At 74.1% G+C, this 26,355-nt stretch carries 20 protein-coding genes; 10 read left to right on the top strand and 10 right to left on the bottom strand.

The window, feature by feature from the left end; genetic code table 11:
- Positions 1-28: 28 nt before the first annotated feature.
- The 3 genes from IF29_RS0121850 to IF29_RS0121860 all read right to left on the bottom strand — a co-directional run bounded on the left by IF29_RS0121850 (position 29) and on the right by IF29_RS0121860 (position 7,462).
- On the bottom strand, positions 29-3,412 hold the full coding sequence (locus tag IF29_RS0121850; protein ID WP_051725630.1) for an ATP-dependent DNA helicase: 3,384 nt from the start codon (positions 3,410-3,412) through the stop codon (positions 29-31).
- Positions 3,413-3,467: 55 nt separating this feature from the next.
- Entirely contained in the window at positions 3,468-6,884 is a 3,417-nt protein-coding gene (locus IF29_RS0121855) for an ATP-dependent helicase (RefSeq protein WP_030257598.1), read from the bottom strand.
- A 203-nt stretch (positions 6,885-7,087) separates the two neighbouring features.
- A complete protein-coding gene (locus IF29_RS0121860; RefSeq protein ID WP_063757557.1) occupies positions 7,088-7,462 on the bottom strand; it encodes an MGMT family protein in 375 nt (124 codons plus the stop codon).
- A gap of 199 nt (positions 7,463-7,661) precedes the next feature.
- Between IF29_RS0121860 and IF29_RS0121865 the strand changes: the two genes are divergently transcribed.
- On the top strand, positions 7,662-10,397 hold the full coding sequence (locus tag IF29_RS0121865; protein ID WP_030257611.1) for a lysylphosphatidylglycerol synthase transmembrane domain-containing protein: 2,736 nt from the start codon (positions 7,662-7,664) through the stop codon (positions 10,395-10,397).
- Between the two features lie 59 nt (positions 10,398-10,456).
- Here the strand turns inward: IF29_RS0121865 and moeZ are convergent, their stop codons facing one another.
- From moeZ to IF29_RS42265, 4 genes are all read right to left on the bottom strand, one after another.
- Positions 10,457-11,635 (bottom strand): adenylyltransferase/sulfurtransferase MoeZ, encoded by a 1,179-nt coding sequence (moeZ, locus tag IF29_RS0121870; RefSeq protein ID WP_030257613.1) that lies wholly within the window; start codon positions 11,633-11,635, stop codon positions 10,457-10,459.
- 261 nt (positions 11,636-11,896) lie between these two features.
- On the bottom strand, positions 11,897-12,808 hold the full coding sequence (locus IF29_RS0121875) for an NAD-dependent epimerase/dehydratase family protein (protein WP_030257616.1): 912 nt from the start codon (positions 12,806-12,808) through the stop codon (positions 11,897-11,899).
- Between the two features lie 139 nt (positions 12,809-12,947).
- A complete protein-coding gene (locus tag IF29_RS43775; protein ID WP_051725632.1) occupies positions 12,948-14,099 on the bottom strand; it encodes a hypothetical protein in 1,152 nt (383 codons plus the stop codon).
- Complete coding sequence (locus tag IF29_RS42265) at positions 14,096-15,934, bottom strand: DUF3492 domain-containing protein (protein ID WP_051725634.1); 1,839 nt, start codon at positions 15,932-15,934, stop codon at positions 14,096-14,098. The genes IF29_RS43775 and IF29_RS42265 overlap by 4 nt, the downstream gene beginning before the upstream one ends.
- 256 nt (positions 15,935-16,190) lie before the next feature.
- Here IF29_RS42265 and IF29_RS0121890 point away from each other — a divergent pair, with 256 nt between their 5' ends.
- Positions 16,191-16,661: a hypothetical protein gene (locus IF29_RS0121890; protein ID WP_051725637.1), complete on the top strand. Its 471-nt coding sequence runs from the start codon at positions 16,191-16,193 to the stop codon at positions 16,659-16,661.
- 48 nt (positions 16,662-16,709) lie between these two features.
- Here the strand turns inward: IF29_RS0121890 and IF29_RS0121895 are convergent, their stop codons facing one another.
- Complete coding sequence (locus tag IF29_RS0121895) at positions 16,710-17,750, bottom strand: alpha/beta fold hydrolase (RefSeq protein ID WP_232242332.1); 1,041 nt, start codon at positions 17,748-17,750, stop codon at positions 16,710-16,712.
- Positions 17,751-17,875: 125 nt separating this feature from the next.
- Between IF29_RS0121895 and IF29_RS0121900 the strand changes: the two genes are divergently transcribed.
- The 4 genes from IF29_RS0121900 (at position 17,876) to IF29_RS0121915 (ending at position 19,903) form a co-directional block, all read left to right on the top strand.
- A complete protein-coding gene (locus IF29_RS0121900; protein WP_030257629.1) occupies positions 17,876-18,064 on the top strand; it encodes a hypothetical protein in 189 nt (62 codons plus the stop codon).
- 211 nt (positions 18,065-18,275) lie between these two features.
- Positions 18,276-18,935, top strand: coding sequence for a TetR/AcrR family transcriptional regulator (locus IF29_RS0121905; protein ID WP_030257631.1), 660 nt, complete (start codon positions 18,276-18,278; stop codon positions 18,933-18,935).
- A 122-nt stretch (positions 18,936-19,057) separates the two neighbouring features.
- Complete coding sequence (locus IF29_RS0121910) at positions 19,058-19,285, top strand: DUF3107 domain-containing protein (RefSeq protein WP_030257634.1); 228 nt, start codon at positions 19,058-19,060, stop codon at positions 19,283-19,285.
- 273 nt (positions 19,286-19,558) lie between these two features.
- The gene (locus IF29_RS0121915; protein WP_051725638.1) at positions 19,559-19,903 is read left to right on the top strand and encodes a hypothetical protein; all 345 of its coding nucleotides are present in this window, start codon (positions 19,559-19,561) and stop codon (positions 19,901-19,903) included.
- Positions 19,904-19,938: 35 nt separating this feature from the next.
- Here the strand turns inward: IF29_RS0121915 and IF29_RS0121920 are convergent, their stop codons facing one another.
- On the bottom strand, positions 19,939-20,688 hold the full coding sequence (locus tag IF29_RS0121920) for a ferritin-like fold-containing protein (protein WP_030257638.1): 750 nt from the start codon (positions 20,686-20,688) through the stop codon (positions 19,939-19,941).
- A gap of 555 nt (positions 20,689-21,243) precedes the next feature.
- Here IF29_RS0121920 and IF29_RS45150 point away from each other — a divergent pair.
- The 4 genes from IF29_RS45150 (at position 21,244) to IF29_RS46950 (ending at position 24,926) form a co-directional block, all read left to right on the top strand.
- A complete protein-coding gene (locus tag IF29_RS45150) occupies positions 21,244-22,791 on the top strand; it encodes a DEAD/DEAH box helicase (protein ID WP_063757559.1) in 1,548 nt (515 codons plus the stop codon).
- Positions 22,721-23,437: a hypothetical protein gene (locus IF29_RS49060; protein WP_030257644.1), complete on the top strand. Its 717-nt coding sequence runs from the start codon at positions 22,721-22,723 to the stop codon at positions 23,435-23,437. Before IF29_RS45150 ends, IF29_RS49060 begins: the two co-directional genes overlap by 71 nt.
- A gap of 162 nt (positions 23,438-23,599) precedes the next feature.
- Complete coding sequence (locus IF29_RS0121935) at positions 23,600-24,493, top strand: alpha/beta fold hydrolase (protein ID WP_030257646.1); 894 nt, start codon at positions 23,600-23,602, stop codon at positions 24,491-24,493.
- Between the two features lie 283 nt (positions 24,494-24,776).
- A complete protein-coding gene (locus tag IF29_RS46950; RefSeq protein ID WP_198037527.1) occupies positions 24,777-24,926 on the top strand; it encodes a hypothetical protein in 150 nt (49 codons plus the stop codon).
- 88 nt (positions 24,927-25,014) lie between these two features.
- Here the strand turns inward: IF29_RS46950 and IF29_RS0121945 are convergent, their stop codons facing one another.
- On the bottom strand, positions 25,015-26,205 hold the full coding sequence (locus IF29_RS0121945; protein ID WP_232242373.1) for an MFS transporter: 1,191 nt from the start codon (positions 26,203-26,205) through the stop codon (positions 25,015-25,017).
- Between the last annotated feature and the right edge of the window lie 150 nt (positions 26,206-26,355).

The following is a 26,355-nucleotide window of genomic DNA, read 5'->3' on the forward strand; positions in this document are numbered from 1 at the left end:
CACGAAAAGGACATGCTGCACAGCCCTTTCACAAATCTTCCGTGGCTCCCCCACCCATGGACAGCCCATTTGGAGTAATGCCGCTCATCAGAGCCTCCAGTTCCGGCCGTCCCGGCAGTGACTCCGGTCGCACCACGCTGCCGCTGCGAACGTACAGAAATGCGGCGGAGACCTGTTCGAGCGGGGTGCCGGTGGATTCAGCCCAGGCCAGCCGGTAGACGGCGAGCTGGAGCGGATCGGCGGTCTCGCGCTGGTTGGTCTTCCAGTCGACCACGTCGAAACCGCCGTCCGCGGTCCGGTAGACCGCGTCGATTCGGCCGCGCACCACCCTTCCCGCGAGAAGCAACTGGAACGGCGCCTCCACCCGGTACGGGGTCGCGGTCGCATAGGGGGTGCGCAGGAAAGCCTCTTTCAGCCGGGCCAGATCCCGCTCGTCCTCGATTCCGTCGTCGTCGGCGCCTGGGAGGTCGTCCTCGCCGAGCAGCATCAGCGGTTCGAACCGCGACTCCACCCAGGCGTGGAACCGGGTGCCCCGGCGGGCGGCCGGCTGCGGCGGTCGCGGCATCGGACGGGCCAGTTCGCGGGCGAAGCCGTCCGGATCGGCGGCCAGCCGCAGCACCTGGGAGGCGGTGAGCGCGGCCGGCAGCGGGACGTCGCGGACCAGGGCGCGGGCCCGCAGCAGCTCGCCGCTGAGCGCTTCCAGGTCGCGGTCCCAGGCGGCGACCAGCCGCTGGTCCTCGGGGGCCAGCCCGGCGCCGGGGGCGGGGGCGGCCTGGCGCTCGGCCCCGTACCCGGCCTCGTACTCGTCTTCGTACCCGGGGTCCCACTCGGGCTCCCAGTCGTCCAGCTCCGGGGGCTCAGGCTCGGGCTCAGGCTCGGCCGCCGCCGCGGCCAGGCCGGCCAGGACCCGCAGCCCGGCCTCGCGGCGGGCCGCCTGGGCGGCGCCGTCCAGCGGCAGCGGCCAGGGATGCTCGGCGGTACGGGTCAGCGAGGGGTTCTCGGCATCCTCCTCCGGGGCCTCGGCCCATGCCTCGATCTCCCCGCCGGTACCGCCCTCGCAGTAGTCGCGCAGCTCCTCCAGGAACGGCGAGGGCCCCCTGCGCCGCTTCTGGGTCGGCCCCCACCAGTGCCCGGAGGCGAGCAGCAGGTTGCGCGGCCGGGTGAAGGCGACGTACCCGAGCCGCAGTTCCTCGGTGGCGGCGTGCTCCTTCATCTCCGCGGTGAACGCCTTCATCCCGGCGGCGGTCCACGGCGGCGTGCCCGGCAGGGTCGCGCCGTCGCCGCGCAGCTCGTGCGGCAGGGCCTCGGCCCGGCTGGTCCACCGCTCCCGCCCCTTCTCCCCCGGGAAGACCCCCTTGACCAGACCGGGGACGGCGACGACATCCCACTCCAGGCCCTTGGAGCGGTGCGCGGTGAGCACCTTCACGGTGTCGTCCCCGCCCGGCAGCGAGTTGTCCAGGCCCCGGTCGTACTCCTGGGCCGCGCGCAGGAAGCCGAGGAAGGCCGAGAGCGAGGGGTCGCCGTCCAGGTCGGCGAAGCCGGCGGCGACGTCCAGGAAGGCGTTCAGGGTCTCCTTGCGCCGGGCGGCCAGCGCATGCGGCGAGGCCGACAGCTCGACCTCCAGGCCGGTCACGGACAGCACCCGGTGCAGCACGTCCATCAGCGGCTCGGCCAGTGAGCGGCGCAGATCGCGTATCTCGGCGGCGATCCGGGCGAAGCGGGCCCGGGCCTCCTCGGAGAACGGCAGCTCCGGCGCCCCCTCGCGGTCGCCGCGGTCGGCGCGCAGGAAGGTCTCCAGCGCGTCGGCCAGCGAGACCACCTCGGTCGGGTCGGTGCCGGCGACGGCGCCGACCAGCCGGTCCTGCTCGTCGGCGCCGCCGACCCGGACCAGGTCGGCGGCGAGCCGGCCGAGCAGGGCCAGGTCCCGCGGGCCGATCCGCCAGCGCGGGCCGACCAGCAGCCGGACCAAGGCCGCGTTGGCGGTCGGGTCCTGGAGCACCTCGCAGACCGAGACCAGGTCGGCGACCTCGGGCAGGTTCAGCAGCCCGGACAGGCCCACCACCTCCACCGGGACATCCCTGGCCACCAGCGCCGCGTGGATGTCGGGGAACAGCTCCCGGCCGGCCCGGCAGAGCACCGCGATCCGGCCGGGCGCCGTCCCGGTGCGCACCAGATGGGCGATGGAGTCGGCGAGCCAGGCGACCTCCTGGTCGTAGGTGTCCAGCAGGGCGCAGCGCAGCAGGCCGTCCCGCTCGGCGCCGGGCGCGGGGCGCAGCGCCTCGACGCCCTCGTGCATCTCGCGGAGCGGGGCGGCCAGAATGTTGGCGAACTCCAGCAGCCGGCCGCCGCTGCGGCGGTTCTCGCTGAGCGAGTAGCGGGCGGCGGAGACCCCCGAGTCCGACGGGAAGTGCACCGGGAAGTCGTCCAGGTTGGCGACCGAGGCGCCGCGCCAGCCGTAGATCGCCTGGCAGGGGTCGCCGACGGCGGTGACCGGGTGGCCGCCGCCGTAGTGGTCGCTTGCCCCGAAGAGCCCGGCCAGCAGCAGCCGCTGGGCCACCGAGGTGTCCTGGTACTCGTCCAGCAGCACCACCCGGAACTGCTCCCGCAGCAGCCGGCCGACCTCGGGGCGGGTCTGGGCGAGCCGGGCGCAGGCGGCGATCTGGTCGCCGAAGTCCATCAGCCCGGCCTCGGCCTTGCGGCGGCGGTAGCGGACCACCAGGTCCGCCAGCTCCAGCCGGGCGGCGGCGGCCCTGGGGACCTTGCGCAGCTCCTCGTTGGTGATCCGGGCCGTGGCCAGCTCGGCCAGCAGCGCGGTGTCGTACTCCTGGAGCCGGTCCGGCTCGACCAGGTGCTCGGAGAGTTCGCCGTCCAGGGTCAGCAGTTCGGCGATCAGCGTGGAGAAGCCGCTGGTCAGCGCGGGGTAGGGGCCGGGGGCCTGGCGCAGTACCCGGGCCGCCAGCTGGTAGCGGGTGGCGTCGGCGAGCAGCCGGACGTCCGGCTCCAGGCCTATCCGCAGCCCGTGCTCCTTCAGCAGCCGCCCGGCGAAGGAGTGGTAGGTGGAGATCTCCGGCTCGCCCAGCACGTCCTCGGCGTCCGCCGGCTCCAGGTCCACCACCCCGGCCTGCACCAGTGCCCGGCGCACCCGCTCGGCCAGCTCGCCGGCGGCCTTGTTGGTGAAGGTCAGCCCCAGCACCTGCTCGGGGCGGACCTGCCCGGTGCCGACCAGCCAGACCACCCGGGCCGCCATCACCGTGGTCTTGCCGGAGCCCGCGCCCGCGACGATCACCGCGGGGGCGAGCGGCGCCGTGACGGCGCGCAACTGCTCCGCGGTGAAGGGGATGCCGAGCAGCTGCTTGAGCTGCTCGGGACTGCTGAGGGGAGGGTCGGCGGGGTCGGTGGTGCTCGGGCTCACCCCAGGAACGCTATCCGGCCCCACTGACAGCGGACCACCCGCTCGCGAGGCGCCTTCACTCCACCACCTGCCGGCCCTCCGGATGCCCGGAGCAACTGCGGCGGAAGGAACAGGTGGCGCAGCCGGGCCCGACGGTCGGGGTGAACCGCTCGTTGACGATCCGGTCGGCGGCCTCGGCGAGCAGGTCCTCGACCCAGCCGGGGTCACCGGCCAGCGACGCCTGCGCCTGGACCTTGGGCCGGTCCTCCTTGCCCCTGCCGGCCGGCTGCCGCAGCTGCACCAGCTCGGCGCCGCCCGGTTCCGGGCGTTCCCCCTCGAACGCCTCGACGTCGTCCACCGCCCCTTCGGCGACGGCCAGCTGGTAGACCCCGAGCTGGGGGTGGGTCAGCAGCTCGGGCCCGCTGACCACGTGCTTGCCGGTCTTGAAGTCCACCACGAAGGCCGCGCCGGTCTCGGCGTCGCGTTCGACCCGGTCCATGCTGCCGCGGATCCGGATCACATGGTCGCCGACCTTCAGCTCGACCTCGAAGGGGTGCTCGGTGGCCACCGGGACCCGTCCGCGCTCAGCGGCGTGCCAGGTCAGGAAGCGCTCCAGGGCGGCCCGGGCCTCGCCCTTCTCCTGCTCCGACTTCCACGGCGCGTCGAAGGCCAGCGCGTCCCAGACCGTGTCCAGACGCTCCATCAGCACGCCCAGATCGGCCGGGGTGCGCCCGGAGCCCACCTCCTCGGCCAGCACGTGCACCACGTTGCCGAAGCCCTGGGCCCCGCTGGACGCCTGCTCGGCGTGCACCTCACGGCCGAGGAACCACTGCAGCCCGCAGGAGTTCACCTGGTCCAGCGCACTGCCCGACAGCCGCAGCGGCTGCGCGGGATCGCGCACCGGCACGGTGTTCACGGTCGGGTCGGCCATCCCCCACCAGCGCTGCGGATGGGCCGAGGGGACCAGCGGGTAGCCGTCCTCGTCGGTGAGCGCCGCCAGCCGCACCAGCCGCTGCGCCGCCGCCTCGCGCAGGGCGGGGTCGGCGGCCGGGTCCACGGTGGTCGCCCGCAACTCGGCGACCAGGGCCGCGACCGCGAGCGGGCGGCGCGGACGGTGGGTCACGTCCTCGACCCGCACGGCCGGGACCCGGCTGCCGTCCGGACGCTCCCGGTAGAGCTCGCGCAGGAAGCGTGACGGTTCGTCACCGTCCTCGGCCGGGGCCTTCACCGCGGTGACCACCAGCCGCTCCCGGGCCCGGGTGGCGGCGACGTAGAACAGCCGGCGCTCCTCGGCCAGCAGCGCACCGGGGGTCAGCGGCTCGGCGATGCCGCTGCGGCCGATCCGGTCCGCCTCCAGCAGCGAACCGCGGCGCCGCAGGTCGGGCCAGAGCCCCTCCTGCACCCCGGCGACCACGACCAGGCCCCACTCCAGTCCCTTGGCGCGGTGCGCGGTGAGCAGCCGCACCGCGTCCGGCCGCACCGTGCGGCCGGACAGGGTGTCGGCGGCGATGTCCTGCTGCTCCAGTTCGGCCAGGAAGTTGAGCGCGCCGCGCGGACCCTTCACCCGCTCCTCGGCCCGGGCCGCGGTCTCGAACAGGGCGCAGAGCGCGTCCAGGTCGCGGTCGGCGTTGCGGCCCGCCGTGCCGGGGCGCAGCGCGGCCGTCTCCAACCGACGCCGCCAGCGCTCGGAGCCCTCCCACAGCGCCCACAGCGCCTCCTCGGCGGAGGCCCCGCCGGAGATCATCTCCCGTACCTTGCGCAGCAGCTGGCCCAGGTGCAGCGCCCGGCCGGCGAAGGAGCGGTCGTGCGTGACCAGCCGCTCGGGCTCGGCCAGCGCCTCCCGGACCAGCGCCTCGGCGGGACGGACCGCCCGCGGCTGGTCCGCCCCCAGAGCCGCCTCCCGGCGGAGCTGGGCGCGCTCCTCCTCGCGCAGCGCCCGGCCCAGGCGGCGCAGGTCGGAGCCGTCCAGGCCGCCCAGCGGGCCGGTGAGCAGGGTGTGCGCGACCTCGGTGGTGAGCGGGTCGGCGGCGTAGGGCCCCTCGGGGTCCTCGGGGCCGTCCCGGTCCGCAGCGCCGGTGCGTCGCCGGTCCCTGACCGCGCCGACCGCGCACACCCGCAGTGCGGTGAGCAGCGGGGCCACCGCCGGCTCCAGGTGCAGCGGCAGGTCGTCCCCGTCGATCTCCAGCGGCACCCCGGCCGAGCTCAGCGCCCGCCGGAAGCCGGGGATGGAGCGGCCGCCGGCCCGGACCAGCACGGCCATGTCGCTCCAGGGCACGCCCTGTTCCAGATGGGCGCGGCGGAGCAGGTCGGCGATGTTGTCGGTCTCGGAGCCCGGGGTCGGGTAGGTGTAGACCTCGACCCGTCCGCCGGGACGGCTGGGGATCAGCCTGCGGTGCTGCTCCAGCGCCTGCGCCGGGAGCCGGCCCATCGGCATCCGCTCGGTGAGGGTGCGGCTCGCCGCCAGCAGCACCTCGCCGGAGCGGCGGGACACCCGGAGCACCTTGATCGCCGCCGGGCTGCCGTCCGCCTGCGGGAAGTCCTGGGGAAAGTCGAGGATGCCGTTGATGTCGGCGCCCCGGAAGGCGTAGATCGACTGGTCCGGGTCGCCGACCGCGACCAGCTCCCGGCCGTCGCCCGCCAGCGCGTGCAACAGCCGGACCTGGGCCGGGTCGGTGTCCTGGTACTCGTCCACGTAGACCACCCGGTACTGGCGGCGCAGCTGCTCGCGGATCTCGGGGCGCTCGGCCAGCAGCACCGCGCGGTGCACCAGCTCGGCGTAGTCCAGGACGCCGTAGTTGTCGAGGACGTCCAGGTACTGCGCCAGGAAGTCGGCGGCGGCCTGCCAGTCGGGGCGGCCCACCTCGGCGGCGAAGCGGCGCAGCGCGTCCTCGCCCAGCCCCAGCTCACGGGCGCGGGCCAGCACGGCGCGGACCTCGTCGGCGAAGCCCCGGGTGGTCAGACAGGCACGGAGCTCGTCCGGCCAGCGGATGCCCAGGCCCTCGCGGGCGTCCTCGGCGCCGCCGGCCAGCAGGTCGCGCACCATCACGTCCTGCTCGGGACCGGAGAGCAGCCGGATCGGGTCGGCGAAGAGGTCGGCGTCCTGGTGGGCCCGGACCAGGGCGTAGCAGAACGAGTGGAAGGTGGTGGCCTGCGGGACGGACACTGCGGCCCCGGAGCCCGCAGTGCCCGCCGCACCCGCCACACCCGCCCGCGCGGTCATCCGGTCGCGCAGCTCGACCGCGGCCTTGCGGCTGAAGGTGAGGACCAGGATCTGCTCCGCCGGGACGCCCTCGGCGACCCGCCGGGTCACCGCCTCCACCAGGGTGGTGGTCTTACCGGTGCCCGGGCCGGCCAGGACCAGCAGCGGCCCGCCCCGGTGGTCCACGACGGCCTGCTGGTAGGCGTCGAGGACGGGGGGCTCGGGCGTGGCGAGCGGGTCGCGCACCAGGCGGTACGCGCCCCCGCGCACCGGGGGGTCGGGCAGGGAGCTCATCGGGCGGTCCAGGGGCAGTGCATGCGGGAGGGCAGCGGAAGCCGGTGGCGTGGCTGGTCGGAGTGGCTCGTCCGGTCAGGCGTCCCAGACGTCGTCCGCTACCGCGAGCCTACGATCCTCCACCGTCACTCACGCTGTTGTCTCCGGTTCACGGGAACCTCGACCCGCCGCTCCGAAATTGTCGGACCCCTGTGCTAACGGCCCTACCGCCCGTCCCAGCGGGCCCGGGCGAGGTCCACCCTGGGCAGGTCCTCGGCCGCCGCCGAGCCCCGGGCCGGGCCGCGTCCGCGCACGCTGCGCAACGGCGTGCCCTCCATCCGGTACTGCTCCAGCGCCCGCAGTTCGTGTCCGGGCAGCAGCGCCCCGTCCGCCCGCACCACCCGCCACCAGGGCACGGCGCCGCCGTACAACGCCATCACCCGCCCCACCTGGCGCGGTCCGCCCTCTTCCAGGTACTCGGCGACGTCACCGTAGGTCATCACCCGACCCGTCGGGATGCGCTCGGTCAGCTCCAGCACCCGCTCCGCGAAGGGCGGCAGCTCGGCCGGCTCCACATGCGACTCATGGTCCTCACTCACCTGTCGCATTGTGTCCCATCACACTGAGAGGTCCGACACGTACGGGTGGAGCCGTCCGGGAACCTCCTCGCCCACCCGGGCGGAGGAATGTAGCATCCGCCAGGGACCCGAACCGGGGTACCTGACACCGACACGCATCCTCCACCCATGCCACCCTTGAGGGGTCGGTGACAGGCGACCAGAAGGCACAGACATTCAGATGACCGGATCGAGCGCGAGCGCCGACCAGGCAGCGGACGCCTCCGGCACCATGCCCGACGCCTCCGGTCCGTCACCCTCGGCCGCCTCCGGACCCGGTTCCGAGCCGATCAGCGGCGGCGAACCCGCCGCCGAGCCGGCCTCCAGGCCGCCCGCCCCGCCCGTCGAAGCCCCCGTCGTCGACCTGGTCAAGGTCCCCGGCCTGCAGCACCGCTCGACACTGCCGGCCGAGACCCGTGCCAGCTCGCACGTCGCCGTGGACGAGCCGCTGCTGGCCGCCCGGGTGCACCGCCCCTCCGACCTGATCCGCTTCCTGCTGGGCATCCTCGGCGTCGCCGCCGTCCTGGTGCTGGCCAGCATCGCCACCTCGACCACCACCGGGCTGCAGAGCGACATCTCGGCGGGCGTCACCAAGGTCCCCAGCTTCCTCACCACCATCACCGGCGTCATCTCCACCGCCGCAGTGCTGATCGTCCCGCTGGCCTTCGCGGTGGAACGGCTGATCAAACGGGACGGCCTGCGGGTCGCCGACGGCGTGCTGGCGGCGGTGCTGGCGCACGGCATCTCGCTGGCGGTGGACCTGTGGGTGGTCAAGGCAGCGCCGGAGTCCATCACCGCCGCGCTGACCCAGCAGATCCCCAACACCACCACGCTCACCGACCCGGTGCACGGCTACCTCACCCCCGTCATCGCCTACATGACGGCCGTGGGCATGGCCAGCCGCCCGCGCTGGCGGGTCGCGCTCTGGGCCGTGGTGCTGCTGGACGGGCTGTCCGAACTGATCAGCGGACACACCACCCCGCTGTCCATTGCAGTAACCATCCTGCTGGGCCTGACCGTGGCCTACGGCACCCTCTACGCCGTCGGCACCCCGAACGTCCGCCCCACCGGCGAGACCCTGCTGCTGGGGCTGCGCAAGGTCGGCTTCGCCCCGCTCAGCGCCCACCGCTCCACCGACGGCCCCGAGGGCACCCGCCGCTACCTGGTCATCCAGGACCACGCGCTGCCGCTGGACGTCCACGTCATCGACCGCGAGCAGCAGGCCTCCGGCTTCTTCTACCGGCTCTGGCGGCGGCTGCAGCTGCGCACCGTCACCGTCCGCTCCAGCCCCCAGTCGCTGCGCCAGGCCCTGGAGCAGGAGGCCCTGATCGCCTACGCGGCCAACGCGGCCGGGGCGCACTCCCCCAGGCTGATCGCCACCTCCGAGCTCGGCCCGGACGCGGTGATCCTGGTCTACGAGCGGGTCGAGGGCCGCTCCTTCGACCTCGCCGACGACTCCGAGCTCACCGACGAGGTCCTCGCCGACGCCTGGACCTCGGTCAAGGCGCTGCACGACCGCCGGATCGCGCACCGCCGGCTGACCAGCGAGTCGCTGCTGGTCACCCCGCCGTCGGCGACCTCGCCCAGCAGCGGCGTCTGCCTGATCAATCTGGCCGGCGGCGACATCGCCTCCGGCGACCTGACGCTGCGGATGGACCTGGCCCAGCTGCTCACCACGCTGGCACTGCGGGTCGGGCCCGAGCGCGCGGTGGCCTCCGCCAACAAGGTGCTGGGGTCGGGGCGGACCGCGAGCGCCATGCCGCTGCTGCAGCCGGTCGGGCTGCACCGCTCCACCCGGCTGGCGCTGAAGCACCACAACAGCGAGCACAAGGCCGCGGTGGCCGCGGCCCGCGCGGAGCAGATGAAGGCCGGGGTCAAGGTCGAGGACGCGCTGACCGCCAACCCCGATCCGCAGGACTTCCTGTCGCAGATCCGCGAGCAGATCCTGGAGGTCGCCCCGCAGGCCCCGGTGGAGCCGGCCAGGCTGCAGCGGCTCAAGCCGAAGACCCTGATCACCCTGGTCGCCGGCGCCTTCGCGGCCTACCTGCTGCTGGGCCAGCTCGCCGCCGCCAACCCGGCCAGCGCGTTCAGCCACGCCAAGTGGGCCTGGGCGCTGGCCGCGCTGGCGGCCTCCGCGCTCAGCTACGTCGGCGCGGCGCTCAGCCTGGCGGGCTTCGTGCCCGAGCAGCTGCCGTTCTGGCGGACCCTGTGGGCCCAGGTGGCCGGCAGCTTCGTGAAACTGGTGGCCCCGGCCGCGGTCGGCGGAGTGGCCCTGAACGCCCGCTTCCTGCAACGGGCCGGGGTGCGCCCGGGCCAGGCCGTGGCCAGCGTCGGCGCCTCCCAGCTGGTCGGTCTGGGGATGCACATCCTGCTGCTGCTGGGCTTCGGCTTCGTGGCCGGGACGGGCAGCGGCAAGGGCTCGGACATCCCCTCCTCGCGCACCGTGATCGCCGGGCTGCTGGTGGCGGCCGTGCTGGTGCTGGTGGGCGCGGCCGTCCCGCCAGTCCGGCGCTGGACGGTGACCCGGCTGCGGACCCTGTTCATCGGCGTGATCCCGCGGATGCTGGACCTGCTGCGCTCCCCCACCAAGATCGCCACCGGCTTCGGCGGCATCGTGCTGGTCTCGCTGGCCTTCGTGGCCTGCCTGGACACCAGCATCCGGGCCTTCGGCGAGTCGCTGCCCTTCGCCACCATCGCCGTCGTCTACCTGGCCGGCAACGCGGCGGGCTCGGCCGTGCCCACCCCGGGCGGGATCGGCGCGATCGAGACACTGCTGATCGGTGGGCTCACCGGCGCCGGGCTGCCGCTGACCGTGGCCACGCCGGCCGTGCTGCTGTTCCGGCTGCTGACCTTCTGGCTGCCGGTGCTGCCGGGCTGGATCGCCTTCAGCTACCTGCAACGCAAGGAAGCCCTGTGACGGGACGTCACAGGGCTTCCTCGACCGCCGTTGGCTGCTGGTCCGCCGGTGGCTAGTGGCTAGTAGACCGGCTTCTCGGGCTCGATCTGGTTGACCCAGCCGATCACGCCGCCGCCCACGTGGACCGCGTCGGCGAAGCCGGCGGAGTGCAGCACGGCCAGCACCTCGGCCGAGCGGACACCGGTCTTGCAGTGCAGCACGATCTTCTTGTCCTGCGGCATCCGCTCCAGGGCGTCGCCCATCAGGAAGTCGCCCTTGGGGATGAGCGTGGCACCCGGGATGTTGACGATCTCGTACTCGCCGGGCTCACGCACGTCGACCAGGAAGATGTCCTCCTTGTCGTCCTGCCACTGCTTGAGCTGCTTGGGCGTGATGGTGGAACCGATGGCCGCCGCCTGCGCCTCGTCGCTGACGACGCCGCAGAAGGCGTCGTAGTCGATCAGGTCGGTGACGGTCGGGTTCTCGCCGCAGAGCGCGCAGTCGGGGTCCTTGCGGACCTTGACCTGGCGGTACTGCATCTCCAGGGCGTCGTAGATCATCAGTCGGCCGACCAGCGGCTCGCCGACGCCGGCCAGCAGCTTGATGGCCTCGGTGACCTGGATCGAGCCGATCGACGCGCACAGCACGCCGAGCACGCCGCCCTCGGCGCAGGAGGGCACCATGCCGGGCGGCGGGGCCTCCGGGTAGAGGCAGCGGTAGCAGGGGCCGTGCTCGGCCCAGAACACGCTGGCCTGACCGTCGAAGCGGTAGATCGAGCCCCAGACGTAGGGCTTGCCGAGCAGCACGGCGGCGTCGTTCACCAGGTAGCGGGTGGCGAAGTTGTCGGTGCCGTCGACGATCAGGTCGTACTGCGCGAAGATCTCCTTGACGTTGTCCACGTCGAGGCGGGTCTCGTGCAGGATGACGTTGACGTAGGGGTTGATCTCCTTGACCGAGTCACGGGCGGACTCGGCCTTGGAGCGGCCGATGTCGGACTGGCCGTGGATGATCTGGCGCTGGAGGTTGGACTCGTCGACGGTGTCGAACTCGACGATGCCGAGGGTGCCGACACCCGCCGCGGCGAGGTACATCAACGCGGGAGAGCCCAGGCCGCCGGCGCCGACACACAGCACCTTGGCGTTCTTCAACCGCTTCTGCCCGTCCATCCCGACGTCCGGGATGATCAGGTGGCGGGAGTACCTGCGGACCTCGTCCACGGTGAGCTCAGCGGCCGGCTCGACCAGGGGTGGCAGCGACACGGGGGACTCCGTTAGTCGTCATTACGGGTTTTCTCCGCCAACAGTGCCACGCCGGTGGCTATTCCACGGCCCCCGGTCCGAGGTACGAGACGCCTGGTGAGACGGATCTCCCTCCGGGCTGCGGCGTCTGCGCGGCTGGCGGCGCAGTTCCCCGCGCCCCTGTGGGTCTGCAACTGGCTCAGTTGCAATTGGTCAGGGGCGCGGGGAACTGCGCGACAAACCATGCACGACCCGCAGCCGAAAATCCCCCCGGCGAGTTCCCTAGACCCGGCAGGCCGTCTCCATCCAGATGTCCGCCAGCGACTCCTCCAGCGGCACCCGGGGCCGCCAGCCCAACCGCTCCCGCGCCGTACGGATGTCGGCCTGCCGCCACAGCACCTCGCCGGGGCGGTCGGTGCCGTCCGCGCCGGGGATGGGGCTGCGGGTCTCCTCCATCAGCCGTCCCTCGAAGCCGGACGCGCGCACCAGCAGATGCGCGGCGTCACGCATCCGCACCCCGCTGCCGCCGCCGATGTTGATCACACCGGTGGCCGCCGACACCGCCGCGGCCTGCACCGACCTGGCCACGTCACGCACGTCGACGAAGTCCCGGAAGGCGGACAGGTCGGCCGAGCGCACCTGCGGCTCGCCGCGCTCCAAGGCCCGGCGCAGGCCCTCGGAGAGCCGTCCGAACAGCGAGCCGGCCGGGACCCCGGGGCCCACCGCGTCGAAGATCCGCAGCACCACCGCGTCCAGGCCCGAGGACAGCGCGAGTTCGGTGCCGGCCAGCTTGGTGACCCCGTAGGGGCCGATCGGGCGCGGTTCGGCGCTCTCCGCGGTGGAGGTGCCGATCGGCACCGGGCCGTACTCGGCCGCCGAGCCGACATGGACCAGCCTGGCCGGGTCGTGGCTGCGCCGGATCGCCTCGCAGACGGTGGCGACAGCCTGGGTGTTGGCCTTCACCAGGTCGCGCGGGGTGCCGTAGGTGACGCCCGCGCAGTTCACCACCACCCGGGGCATCACCGCGTCCAGGAACCGGGCCAGCGCACCGGGGCTGCCCGCGGCGAGGTCGAAGCGGATGTCCGCGGTGTCCCGCCGGCCCAGCACGGTCACCTGCAACTCGGGGTCGGCGAAGAGACGGTCGGCGACACGGCGGCCGATGAATCCATCGGCGCCCAACAGCAGCACCCTCATGGTGCGGTCCTTCCTTGAGCGGGCCCACAGGGGCCCGCGGTGTGCAGGTTGATGGGTGGTGGGGTGGTGGTGACCGGCGCCTGACGCGCCCTCAGCCGACCGCGCCCGCAGTCGACGGCGCCCACAGTCGACGGCGCCCTCAGTCGTCCGCGCCTTCGCCCGTCCCCGGCCGGACGGCGTCCCGGTGCGACTCCGGGCGCAGCAGCACCACCCAGGCGTAGGGCAGCAGCAGTGCGGCGGTCGTGCCGAAGCCCCACAGCAGGGCGGTGTCGAACCCGGCCGCCGCTCCGCTGCCGCCGAACCCGGCGCCGCCGGGCAGCACGGCGTGCACGGCGGCTGCGGCCACGCCCAGCCCGGAGAGCCCGCAGAGCAGGCCGGCCAGCGCGTCGGCGGTCCTTCCGCACCGCCACAGCAGCACCACCAGCAGCAGGACGGTGCCGACGCACTCCTGGGCCGCCCAGGCGGTGCCGTCGGCCCCGTGGACCGCGGGGGTCAGCACGCCGGCCGCCAGGGCGCCGTCGCCGCCCCGGGACCGGTGCAGGGTCAGTGCGGCGAAGGTCAGCGCGGACAGCGCGGTCAGGAACAGCCCCAGCGCGACCGGCAGCACCGGACGCATCCGCTCGCGGAACCCGGCCCGGGACCGGGCCGCGCCGAGATGGCCCCAGCCGATGTGCCGGAACCAGCGCGCGCACCAGTCGGCCGCCCCCAGCCCGCAGGCCAGGGCGGTGGCCAGGGCGGGGTCGGTCCCACCGGTGACGCACAGGCCGAGCACCACGGCCATGCCGACGGCATAGCCGAAGCGGGCACCGAAGGAGCGCTCGGCGCCGGACGGCGCGCCCTGACGGCGGCCTGCGAGCAGGCGGCCGCCGCCCGCGGTCCCGGCCGCCACCAGGGCGAGCAGGACCACCACGGTCAGGTCCACCCCGATGCCGCGGCCGGCCCCACCGGTCCGTCGCGCCAGCCACAGCCCGGTGCAGGGCAGCAGGTAGAGCACGGCGACGAGCAGCGCCGGCCCGGCCCGCCGGCGCCAGGGGCTCTCCGGCGGCGGTGCCCGGTGCGCCTCGGGCCGCCGCGGCACCCGCGCGTAGAGCTCCTCGGCCAGCGAGAACACATCGGCGTGCCGGTAACGGCCCGCCGTCCCCGGTCCCATGCCGGCCGCCTCCAGCTCGGCGGCGATCTCCAGCGGGTGCACCGCCGTCTCGCACAGCGCCAGATGACGGACCAGCAGATCGTGGACCGGATCGGCGGTGGCCCGGTCCGCGGACAGCACCGCGCCGGATCGCCCGCTCATCCGGCCCCCGCCTCCTCGGCCCCGGACAGCGCCCCGACGAGTTCCGCACCGGTGCCGACACCGGAACCCTCGGCGAAGTCAGCGCCGAGCCCGGCACCGATCCCCGCGCCGACCGGGACCGGATCGGGCGACGGCGCCCGTCGCTGCTCCGGGGCCTCGGGCCCCGGACGCACCGCCCTGCGCCGCAGCTCGGCCAGCATCGCGCCGGCCCGGCGCGGCCGCCCGGTGACGGCCCCCGGATCCGCGGGCGGGGCCAGGGCCGAGGCCGGCACCGGGCTCTCGGCCGCCACCCGGACCTCCGCGGTGCGGCCGAAGGGCCGCCGCGCCGCCGGCGCGCCGAAGGGGGTCTCCGCGTTCGGCAGCCGGGAGGCCAGCTCCAGGTACAGGTCGCGGAAGGCCACCGCGGCCGGCTCCACCGCGTAGAGCTCCTGGGCCCGCAGCCGTCCGGCGTTGCCGAGCCGGGCGCGGCGCTCCGGGTCCCGCAGCAGCGCCGAGCAGGCCGCGGCCAGCGCCTCCGGGTCCTCGGCCGGCACCAGCAGCCCGGTGGGTCCGACCAGCTCCCGGGCCGCACCGACGTCCGTGGCCACCACCGGCCGCCCGCTGAGCATGGCCTCGGCGACCAGCATCGGGCGCGGGCCCTCGGTACCGGAGAAGACGATCACGGTGCCCTTCTCATGGGCGTCGCGCAGCCGCCCGGCACCGCCCCGGGACCCGTCACCGGCCTGGAAGCGGACCGCCTCCGGCTGCTCGGGGAACAGCTCCGCGGCCAGCTCGCGGCAGTGCCGGGCACCGGCCTCGGCCGCGCGCGACCCGCCCGCCGGAGCGCTGTGCACCAGCAGCCGCACGCCCTCGTGCTCCGCCCTCAGCCGCGCGAAGGCCCGCAGCACGGTCTCCAGGCCCCCGTACGGCTCGGCCGGGCCGATCCAGACCAGGGTGTGCACCTCCGGTTCGGCATCGGCGGCGGGCAGGTCGGCGCCGGGAGTGCCCTCGTAGACCACCCGGACCGTCGCCGGGTCGGCGCCGCAGTGGACCTGCCAGCGCTGGTCGAAACTGCTCCCGGGCGTGATCAGCCCGGCCTGCCGGTAGGCCTCGCGGGCCAGCAGGCGGAAGAAGGTGAGCATCAGCGCCCTGACCGGTCGCCGGTAGGGCGCGTCACGGTAGCCCCGGGCGCGTTCGCGCAGGTGCAGGCTGTGCTCGGTGATGATCAGGGGTATTCCGTAGAAGTGCTTGGCCAGCAGCCCGGGCAGTACGGCCAGGCCGCCGCCGAGGGCGTGGCAGAGGTCGGCCGCGCCCAGCCCCTCGGGACGCCGCTCGTCGTACCAGGGCGCCGACAGCGCCCGCAGGCAGTTGGCCAGCAGGTCGGCCGCCACCAGGGCGTCCCGCACCAGTGGCTCGCCCGCCGATCCCGAGCCGCTGACGGCGACCGCGCCCGGCGCCTTCCAGGCCGTCTCGATGAGCCGCAGCGCCGCCCCGGAGCGGAGTAACGCCGCCAGTCCGCCACCGCGGCCGGCCTCGGCCAGGGCGTACAGCGCGGGGCCGAACCCCTCTGCGGCCGCCGGTTCGACCAGCGAGCGCAGCAGCTCCCGGTAGGCGGACAGCGCCCGCCGCCTGGCCCGGCCGTGCAGCACGGCCGGGCGCGGATCCGCACGCCGCAGCCCGGAAAGCCGCCCCGGCAGCGGCTCGGTCCCGGCGTGCGCCGACCCGGCCCGCACCGACCCCAGGGCGTACAGCTCGAACTCGTGCTCGGCGAGCTCCCGGGTCAGCCGGTCGCACCAGCCGCCCTCGGCACTCCCGGTGCCGACGGACGCACTCTCGGTGAGCAGGGCGATGCGCATGGAGACCTCCGCGGCAGGGACGGTGATGGAGAGGCCCGTGGGCAGCGGTGGTCAGTGACCCCGCCCCCCGACGTCTGTTCGGCCCGACGGGATGAAACTACGACCGGCCACTGACAGCCACTCGACCATCCGGCCGCCTACCACCCGAAGGAGTGAACCCCCGAAACCCCTGGCGGGCTGCGGCGTTGTCGCACGTCGCCCCACCTGTCCCGGCCGTCCCGGTAACCCGCTGCCGCCCTCGGTCGTTGCGCCGGACGTGATCGGCACATTCCCCCGGGGTACGCCCGGCGCCCCGCTCGGACGGCTGTCCGCCGTCCTGCTGGCCCTGGCGTGCACCGGCGCGCTCGCCACCGCGTGCTCCCCCGACCGCCACCCCGCCGCCCCGAGCCCGCCCGGAGCACCGCCGCCGGCCGCGCCGCTGGCCGGACCCCCGGCCGCACCGCCCGCGCCCGGGCCCACCCCGGGCGTGCCGCGCCGGGTCCTCGCCGTCGCCGATCCGCCGAGGGCCTCGGTACCGGCCCCGAGCCCGGCGCCGGCGGGCCGCGGATCAGACCGCCCCTCCGCCGGGTCCGCTCCCGCGCCGGGCAGCGCGGCACCCCGCAAGGCCCACCCGGCCCCGGGGCGGCCGTCGGCCGGCTCCCCCGGGCTCTGCGCCCTGGGTGAGCAGTACGGCGGCTGGGCCCCGGGCAGCAGCCAGGACGACAGCTGCCGCGCGGTCTACGGCTGAGCCGGACCACTGAGGCGGACCGCCCAGCCGGACCGCCGACGAGGCCGACTACCCCCGGGCCGCCGCAGTCGCCGCAGTAGCCGCAGTCGCCGGAGCGGCCGGGGCCGCCGAGGCCCCTGCGGCCCCCGCGGTCTCCGCCAGCAGCTCCCGGAACTGCCCCGCGACCAGGTCCGGGTACTCCATCATCGCCACGTGCCCCGCCTCGGGCAGGACCAGCAGCCGGGAGTCCCGGAAGGCCAGCCCGGCCCTCCTGGCCATCCGGTAGGAGACCAGCTTGTCCCGCAGCCCGTACACCAGCAGCACCGGCGCCGTCACCTGCTCCGCCTGCCGCCAGAGCGCCTGCGGACCGCGCTCGGTGTAGGCCCTGACGATCCCCCGGGCGGTCCTGGCCAGCACGTCCATCGAGTACGGCAGCGCCATCCTGCGCTGGTACTCGGCGACCATCTGCCGGCGCCGCTCGGCGTCGATCAGCCCCGGGTCGCCGTAGCAGAGGTCCAGCAGCGCCTCGGTCTGCTGCTCCACCGGCTGGCCCTTGGTGAGCTTGCCGAAGACCGCGGGGACGCCCGGCATGGCCAGCAGCCCGGTCGGCAGCGCGGTGGGTTGCGGGGGCAGCTCGGGCAGGGCCGGCGAGATCAGCGTCAGCGAGCGCACCAGGTCGGGGCGGAGCGCGGCCAGCCTGGTCGCCACCGCGCCGCCCAGCGAGTTGCCGAACAGGTGGACCGGGCCGCGTCCGGACAGCTCCAGGTAGTCCACCACCGCCCGCATGTGGGCCGAGACCGACAGGTCGGCGTCGTCCGGCGGCGGGGACTGGCCGAAGCCCGGCAGGTCCACGGCGTGGCCGTCGACATCGCCGGCCAGCCGGTCCATCAGCAGCGACCAGTTCTGCGTCGATCCGCCCAGCCCGTGCACGAAGACGGCGGGCGGCAACCCGTCACGCTCCGGCGCGACCGCCTCCACGCTCAGCGCGCACCCGGGTACGGACACCGGCTCCAGCGCCCGCAGGCCCCCGCCGGCCACCTCCCCTTCGGCCACGTCGGGGATCGCCGCCTCGGGCACCACGGACTCTGACATCTCGCGCAGTCCACTCATGCGTCGATGCTACGAGCCGGCGCCGGCCAGGTCTGCAGTGGCCGTCCCGCCGGTGTGCCGGGGCGCGGTCCGGGGCAGGCGCTCCTAGGCTCGAGACAGCCGCACCTATCGCACCGGGAGCCAGCATGACCGAGCCCGTGAACCCCGAGCCCGTCGACCCCGACCTGGACGGGACCGACCTGGGCGACGACGACCCCGAGGCGGCCGGGAACGGCTCGCTGGAGGAGGAGGACCTCGACCTGGAGGCCCCGGAGGCCGATGTCGCCGAACAGCAGCGGGTGGTCCGCATCGACGAGGACGAGTACCGCGAGTGATTTGCCTGGTATACACCACTGAGTACCGGTCTGAACCCGACCGCATTGTTGACTCCTCACAAGAGTCGGCCAAGAGTTTCTTTCGGCGACCTGCGGCGCAAAGGATTACCGACAAGTAGGATGGCCGCCTGGAACCACCACCCGCACGGCCTCGGCCGCGCACGGCCCACGCCGCGCACCCGGAGCCCCACAACCGTGAGTGAGGAGCGCCGTGACGGCCAGTCAGGACACGGACGAGCGCCCGCGCACAGGCAAGACCAGCACCGGCCGCCTGCCGCGAAGCGCCCGACGGAACCAACTGCTCGGCGCCGCCGAGGAGGTGTTCGTCGCGCAGGGCTACCACGCTGCCGCGATGGACGACATCGCCGAGCGCGCCGGGGTCAGCAAGCCGGTGCTCTACCAGCACTTCCCCGGGAAGCTGGAGCTCTACCTCGCACTGCTGGACAAGCACTGCGAGGCCCTGGTCGAGGCGATCCGCGGGGCCCTGGAGGCGACCACGGACAACAAGCTCAGGGTGCAGGCCACCACCGAGGCCTACTTCGCCTACGTCGCCGCCGAGTCCGGCGCCTTCCGGCTGGTCTTCGAGTCGGACCTGACCAACGAGGCCGCCGTGCGCGAGCGGGTCGAGGCGGTCACCCGGGCGACGGCCACCCTGGTCAGCAAGGTGATCGCGGAGGACACCGACCTCCCCGAGGAGGAGGCCATGCTGCTCGCCGTCGGCGTCTGCGGCCTGTGCCAGATCACCGCCCGCTTCTGGCTGGCCCAGGGCGGCACGATCCCCAAGGACGAGGCGGTCCGCCTGGTCTCCAGCCTGTCCTGGCGCGGCCTCAAGGGCTTCCCCATGCACGGCGGCGAAGGCGTCACGCACTGAATGCCCCCCGCTCGGTCTAAGGTTGGCGGCGTGCGGGCAGTTTCCGCACGGCAGTGACAGAGCCGGAAGAACCAGCGTCACAAGAACCAACATGCGCCTTGAGGGGCCGGAGGGACGTAGCCGTGGAGGTCAAGATCGGCGTGCAGAACGCGGCTCGGGAGATCGTTCTCGAGAGCTCGCAGTCTGCTGATGAAGTCGAGACCGCGGTCGCCGCGGCGCTCGACGGCAGCTCCAAGCTGCTGAAGCTCACGGACGAGCACGGCCGCAAGGTCCTGGTCCCCGCCGAGCGTCTCGCCTACGTGGAGATCGGCGAGCAGGCCGCGCGCAAGGTCGGCTTCGGCGCGATCTGAGGCCGCAGCCCCTGGTGCCCCGTTCCCGCCTCGGCGGGGACGGGGCACCGCTGCGTCGGGCCCCGTGCACCCCCTGCCGCGCAGCCGCCCCGGCCGCATTACCCGATCTTGGACCGCGGCGCACCGCACGGCCGCCCTGCCGAGTGATTCCGGCCAGGCTCGGGTGCAGATCCCCGCATTCCGCATGCGCCGAACGCTCCCTGGGTACGTCCTGGGTGTCCTGTCCGCCACCCGGGCCGGACCTGGTACCGCACGAGCTGCGAGGAGGCGCCGATGCTGCTGGAACTGCTCGCTTTCGCCCTGGTCGGACTGGCCGTCGGGGGCGGCGCGGCGCTACTGCTGCCGCACTACTTCCAGGTGCACCGAGCAGTCACCCTGCTGACCGGACTCTGCTCGGCGCTGCTGATCGGAGTGCTGGCCCGCGCGGTCGTCGGCGGCGGCCACGTCGCGGTGACCGTGACGCTCTCGGCCATCGGGGCCTGCCTGCTGGTCTCGCTGCTGGCCCACCCCGAGCGACGGCGCCCGGAACAGCGCCACCGGGAGCAGCGGCATCCCGAGGAGCACGGTCCCGAGCAGCGATCATCCGCAGCGGTCACCCGGGAACCGCACCACGTCTGAACCCCCGAACCGCCGGCTCCGGCCCGGGCGCCGGCTCAGGAGGCCAGACCCAGCGCCGCCATCCGCCGGGTGTGCGCCTCGGTGATCCGGTTGAACATCTTGCCGACCTCCACCAGGTCGAAGCCGCGCACCTCCACCCCGCCGATCAGCAGGTTGGACAGCGCGTCCCGCTCCGCGACGACCCGCTGGGCCTGGCTCAGCGCCTCGCCCATCAGCCGCCGGCCCCACAGCGCCAGCCGCCCGCCGATCTTCGGGTCGGCCTCGATGGCGCCGCGCACCTTCCCCACCGCGAACTCCGCGTGCCCGGTGTCGGCCATCACCCGCAGCACCAGCTCGCGGGTGTCGTCGTCGAGCCGCACCGCGACCTCGCGGTAGAAGTCCGCCGCGATGGAGTCGCCGACATAGGCCTTGACCAGGCTCTCCGGCCAGTCCGCCGGGGCGGTCATGCGGTGGAAGGAGTCCAGCGGCTCGGCGAACGGCTGCATCGCCGCGCCGGGGTCGGCGCCGACCTCGACCAACCGGTCGTGCAGCTGCCGGTAGTGGTGGAACTCGGCGGCCGCCATCCCGGCCAGCGCCGCCTTGTCCTCCAGCGTCGGGGCCAGCTTGGCGTCCTCGGCGAGCCGCTCGAAGGCGCTGAGCTCGCCGTACGCCAGCGCGCCGAGCAGGTCGAGCACCGCGGCCCGGTACTCCGGGTCCGCCGCGCAGCTGTCCCAGTCCCCGATCGAGGGGTACGACTCGCCGGTACCGGCTCCGCCTGTCGCTGCTGCTTCCTGAGGAGTCTCCATATCGGGAACCCTAGTGCTCCCGCGAGCAGGGATTCCGCGCCGGGAGAGGGCTTTGTCGCCCGCGTCACATGTTCGATCTTTCGCTTGACGGTATGGTGGTAGTGAGGACTGGCGTATGCGCCGCAAGGCTCGCGCCCCGGTCCTCACGTATACGGATGCCCGGTCGGTGGAACGATCGGCTCCGACCGACCCGCCCTTCCGATTCCGGTGACGGACCACGAAGGGCCCGCAGTGGCTGAGCGAGGGCCGCCGCAGACCGCACCTACGCGGTCCCGCGCCGGGCCTCCCACCATGGCCGACCCGCAGTGCCGCCCGTGCGTACGCGACCCGAGTGTCCGTACGAACCACGGAGCCGGCGCGCGGCCCGGCCGCGAGGACGCCGGTTGCGGTCCGCGCGCCCGTACGAGTCGTACGGGCGCCCGGCCGCCCCCCGCATCGGCCGCACACACCGGAAGAGGCATCGTCCTGACTACGTTCCGAGAGCTCGGGCTCCTGCCCGAGACAGCAGAGGCCCTCGAGGCCGTCGGCATCATTGAAGCTTTCCCGATCCAGGAGATGACCCTCCCGGTCGCCCTCAGCGGCCACGACGTCATCGGGCAGGCCAAGACCGGTACCGGCAAGACCCTGGGCTTCGGCCTTCCCATCATCGACCGGGTGCGCGTCCTCGCCGACGTCGACGCCGGGCGCACCACCGCCGCCGAGCTGCCCAGCTCGCCGCAGGCCCTGGTCGTGGTGCCGACCCGCGAGCTGTGCACCCAGGTCACCAACGACCTGCAGACGGCCGGCAAGGTCCGCAACGTCCGGGTCCTCGCCATCTACGGCGGCCGGGCCTACGAGCCGCAGGTCGAGGCGCTGCAGAAGGGCGTCGACGTGGTCGTCGGCACCCCGGGCCGGCTGCTCGACCTGGCCCGCCAGCGCAAGCTGGACCTCTCCGCCGTGCGCTGCCTGGTGCTCGACGAGGCGGACGAGATGCTCGACCTGGGCTTCCTGCCCGACGTCGAGAAGATCATGACCATGCTCCCGGCCAAGCGGCAGACCATGCTGTTCTCGGCCACCATGCCGGGCCAGGTCATCAGCCTCGCCCGCCGCTACATGAGCCAGCCCACCCACATCCGGGCCGCCGCCCCCGACGACACCGGCGCCACCGTGGCCTCGGTCGAGCAGCACATCTTCCGGGCCCACTCGCTGGACAAGGTGGAGCTGGTCTCCCGGATCCTGCAGGCCGAGGGCCGCGGCCTGGCGATGATCTTCTGCCGGACCAAGCGGACCGCCGCCGACGTCGCCGACCAGCTGACCCAGCGCGGCTTCGCGGCCGGCGCGGTCCACGGCGACCTGGGCCAGGGAGCGCGCGAGCAGGCGCTGCGCGCCTTCCGCAACGGCAAGGTCGACGTCCTGGTCTGCACCGACGTGGCCGCCCGCGGCATCGACGTCGAGGGCGTCACCCACGTCATGAACTACCAGTGCCCCGAGGACGAGAAGACCTACCTGCACCGCATCGGCCGCACCGGCCGCGCCGGCGCCTCCGGCACCGCGGTGACCCTGGTCGACTGGGACGACATGCCCCGCTGGGCGCTGATCAACAAGGCGCTGAGCCTGGGCCTGGGCGAGCCGGAGGAGACCTACTCCACCTCGCCGCACCTGTACGAGCTGCTGCACATCGCCCCCGGCACCAAGGGCGTGCTGCCCCGGGCCGACCGCACCCGCGCGGGTCTGGGCGCCGAGGCGATCGAGGACCTGGGCGAGCCGGGCGGCGGCCGCAAGTCCGCCGACCGCGGTGCCACCGGGCGCGGCGGCCGGGACGGGGGCGGTCGCGGCGACAGCCGTCGTCCCGCCGCTGCCGAGGCCCCGGCCGAGGAGGCGCGTCCGCGCCGTGAGCGCTCGCGGCGCCGCACCCGTGGCGGTGCCGCCGACGCCGTGCAGGTCGTCGAGACGGTCGGAACCGCCGCTGCGGCGCCCGTGGCCGAGGCTCCGGCCGACGCCGTGACCGCCGTGACCGAGGAGACCGCGCCGCACCGGCAAGGCCGCCGAGGCCGTGGAGACGGTGGAGACCCTCGCCGGGACCCCCACCGCCGAGGCACCGGCCGTCGAGACCCCCGCAGCTGAGACTCCCGCCGCCGAGGCCCCCGCGCCGCGCACCCGCCGTCGCCGTACGGCTGCCGCCGCCGAGGCCCCCGCCGTCGAGGCGCCGGCTGAGGCTCCCGCCGAGGCACCGGCCGAGGAGGCCGCCCCGCGCCGCCGCCGCAGCACCGCCAAGGCCGCGGTCGAGGCGGTCGCCGACACGACCGTCGAGGCCGTCCCGGCGGTCGAGGCCCCGGCCGAGGCCCCGGCCCCGCGCCGGCGCCGGCGCAGCTCGGTCAGCGCCGAGGTTCCGGCCGAGGCCGTCGAGAGCGCCACCGGCACCGCTGCCGAGCCCGCCGCCGAGGCGCCCGCGCCGCGTCGGCGCCGCTCCACCACGAAGGCCGCAGCGACCGTGGTGGAGGCCGCAGCCACCGCTGTCGAGGTGTCCGGCACCGTGGCCACCGAGGCGCCCGCGCCGCGGACCCGCCGCCGGGCAGCCCGCCCCGCGGGCGCGGTCGAGGTGCCGACCCCGGCCGAGGTTCCGGCCCCGCGCCGGCGCACCTCCGCCGCCGCACCGGCCGCCACCACCGCCGCGGACGAGGTCGCACCGCAGCGCCGCCGCCGTCGCAGTGAGCGCCTGGCCGACGCCGCAGCCGCCACGGCCGCGGCCGAGGCCGCCGGGCTGCGCTAGCCGCAGGCAGCACAGGCGCACCGACAGGGACGGGCGCGGACAGGTACTCCTGTCCGCGCCCGTCCCCGTTCCCGTCCCGCCACGTGGCCGTCATCTGCGGCCGATAGGGTCGGAGCGCACGACCAGGTGCATTCCCGCAGGCCGGACCGGATGGAGACCGCAGTGAGCACGCCCCCGTTCCTCACCCTGCCCGCCTCGGCCCGCAGCATCCGGCTGGCGACCGCCCGCGGCGAGTTCGCCGCCCTGCACAGCATGCCGCCGAGCGGGTCGCCCCGGGGCACCGCGCTGCTGGTCCCCGGCTTCACCGGCAGCAAGGAGGACTTCATCGCGCTGCTGGAGCCGCTGACCGAGGCCGGCTTCCAGGTCGTCGCGGTGGACCAGCGGGGCCAGTACCAGACCGGCGGTCCGGCCGACCCGGCCGCCTACGCCCTGGAACTGCTGGCGCTGGACCTGCTGGCGGTCACCGAGGCCGTCAGCGGCCTGCTGCCCGGCGCGACCGGGCCGCTGCACCTGCTGGGGCACTCCTTCGGCGGATATGTCGTCCGCGAGGCCGTGCTGCTCGGCGGCAGCACCCCGGAGTCGCTGCCGTGGAGTTCGCTGACGCTGATGAGCACCGGCCCCGGCCCGGTCGCCGCCGAGGAGGGGAAGCGGGCCGAACTGCTGGTCTCGGTGCTGCCGCTGATGGACCTGGAGTCGATCTGGCAGGCGATGCGGGAGATGGACCGGGAGGCCGGCGTCGAGCAGCAACTGCCGCCGGAGATCGAGGACTTCCTGCACCGCCGGTGGCTGGCGAACATCCCCGAGGCGCTGGCCGTGACGGGCCGGCAGCTGACCGTCGAGCCGGACCGGGTGGACGACCTGGCCGCGGCCGGGCTTCCCACCCTGGTGCTGTCCGGCGAGGAGGACTACGCCTGGCCGGTGACCGAGCAGGCCGGCATGGCGGAGCGACTGGGCGCCGGGTACGTCCGGATCCCCGGTGCCGGGCACTCGCCCAACGCCGAGCAGCCCGGCGCCACAGCGGCGGCCCTGGCCGATTTCTGGCTGAGCGTCAACTGATACTCCGCCAGAAAGCATTCTCCGACCGTAAGAGAGTGCTCACGGACTGAATCCGTCGCGACAGATTCGGCGACTTTCAGTAAAGTTCTGTCGGCCGGAATATCTTTACCCGGCATTCTCGTTTGACCAGACTGCACACCGTGCGCGCCCATCACTTCCCTCCGCCACATCCCCTGGGCACCGGAGCCCACTCGGGGCCACTCGGTCCGACACCGGGGATTAACGGATGGGCAATCGTCGCGAAGCAGCTGCGCTGCATAGTAGGCAAGGAAGGGAGAGGCCCATGCGTTTTGAGATCGTGCGTCTGAGCGACACCGACGGCAGTACACCGGAGCCCCTCATCGCGGACGCGGACACCGTCCGCGCCATGGTCGAGGACGCCGCCGCAACCGGGGAACGGATCTACATCCGCCCGCACGAACAGGCGTCCTGACCGGAACCGACAGCAAGTGCCCCGCAGACCGAGCGGTGTCTGCGGGGCACTCTCGCGTCCGGATCGGGCGCGTCCGGACGGACACGGGTCAGGACGGCTGCGCCGCCAGCTCGTCGGTGAGGGCGCCGGCCGGGGCGGAGGCCGCCACCAGCTCCCGGGCGTCGTGCCGCAGGTGCCGGCGCTGGACCGCGACCACGGCCATGGCCAGCACCGCGGCAGCGGCGGCCACCACGAAGGGCATGTGGATGTTCACGTGGTCGGCGAGCTTGGGGGCGATGAACGGCGCCGCGGCCGCGGCGAACCAGCGGACGAAGTTGTATCCGGCCGAGGCCACCGGGCGCGGGGCGTCGGAGACCTCCAGCGCCAGCTCCGTGTAGACGGTGTTGTTCATCCCGATGAAGGCACCGGACAGGACGGTGGCGACGATCGCCGCGGTGTGCGAGCCGTAGCCGAGCAGCAGCAGGTCGGCCGCGAGCAGGACCAGCGAGGTGCCCAGCACCTTCAGCGAGCCGAAGCGGTCCTGCAGCCGCGGGGCGGCGAACACCGAGCAGAGCGCCAGCAGCACACCCCAGGCGAAGAACACCCCGCCGCTGCGGTACGGGCTCATGTCCAGCACGAACGGGGAGAACGCCAGCACGGTGAAGAACGCGTAGTTGTAGAAGAAGGCGCTGGCGGCGGTGGAGGCCAGACCCTTGTGGCCGAGGGCGCGCAGCGGCTCGGAGAGGCGCGTCCTGCGCGCGGGCTTCGGCTGCTCCTTCAGCAGGAAGGAGATGGCGACGAAGCCGACGGCCATCAGCGTCGCGGTCCCGAAGAAGGGGTAGCGCCACTTCATGTTGCCGAGCACCGCGCCCAGCAGCGGACCGCAGGCCATGCCCAGGCCGAGCGCCGACTCGTAGAGCAGGATGGCCGATTCACTCCCGCCCGCGGCCGCGCCGACGATGACGGCGAGCGAGGTGGAGACGAACAGGGCGTTGCCGAGGCCCCAGCCGGCCCGGAAGCCGACCAGCTCGCCGACGCTGCCGGAGGTGCCGGCCAGCGCCGCGAACACCACCACCAGGGCGAGCCCGATCAGCAGGGTCTTCTTGCCGCCGATCCGGCTGGACACCCAGCCGGTGATCAGCATGGCCACCGCGGTCACCAGGAAGTAGCTGGTGAACAGCAGCGACACCTGGCCGGCGTCGGCGTTCAGGCCCTTGGCGATGGACGGCAGGATCGGGTCGACCAGGCCGATGCCCATGAAGGCGACGACCGCGGCGCCCGCCGTGGCCCAGACCGCCATGGGCTGGCGCAGGATGCTGCTCCGCTCCCGTTCGTGCTCCTGGAATCCGGTCAGTGTCTGTGGACTTCCCACGACCCGCCTCCTGCTTGTCTCCGGCCTCGCCCTGCGATTTAGATTCATCATACATCTATCTAGTTGTAGAGTGCAACG

Origin of the sequence: Streptacidiphilus jeojiense (assembly GCF_000719095.1) — a bacterium.
In the GTDB taxonomy this organism is placed as follows: domain Bacteria; phylum Actinomycetota; class Actinomycetes; order Streptomycetales; family Streptomycetaceae; genus Streptacidiphilus; species Streptacidiphilus jeojiensis.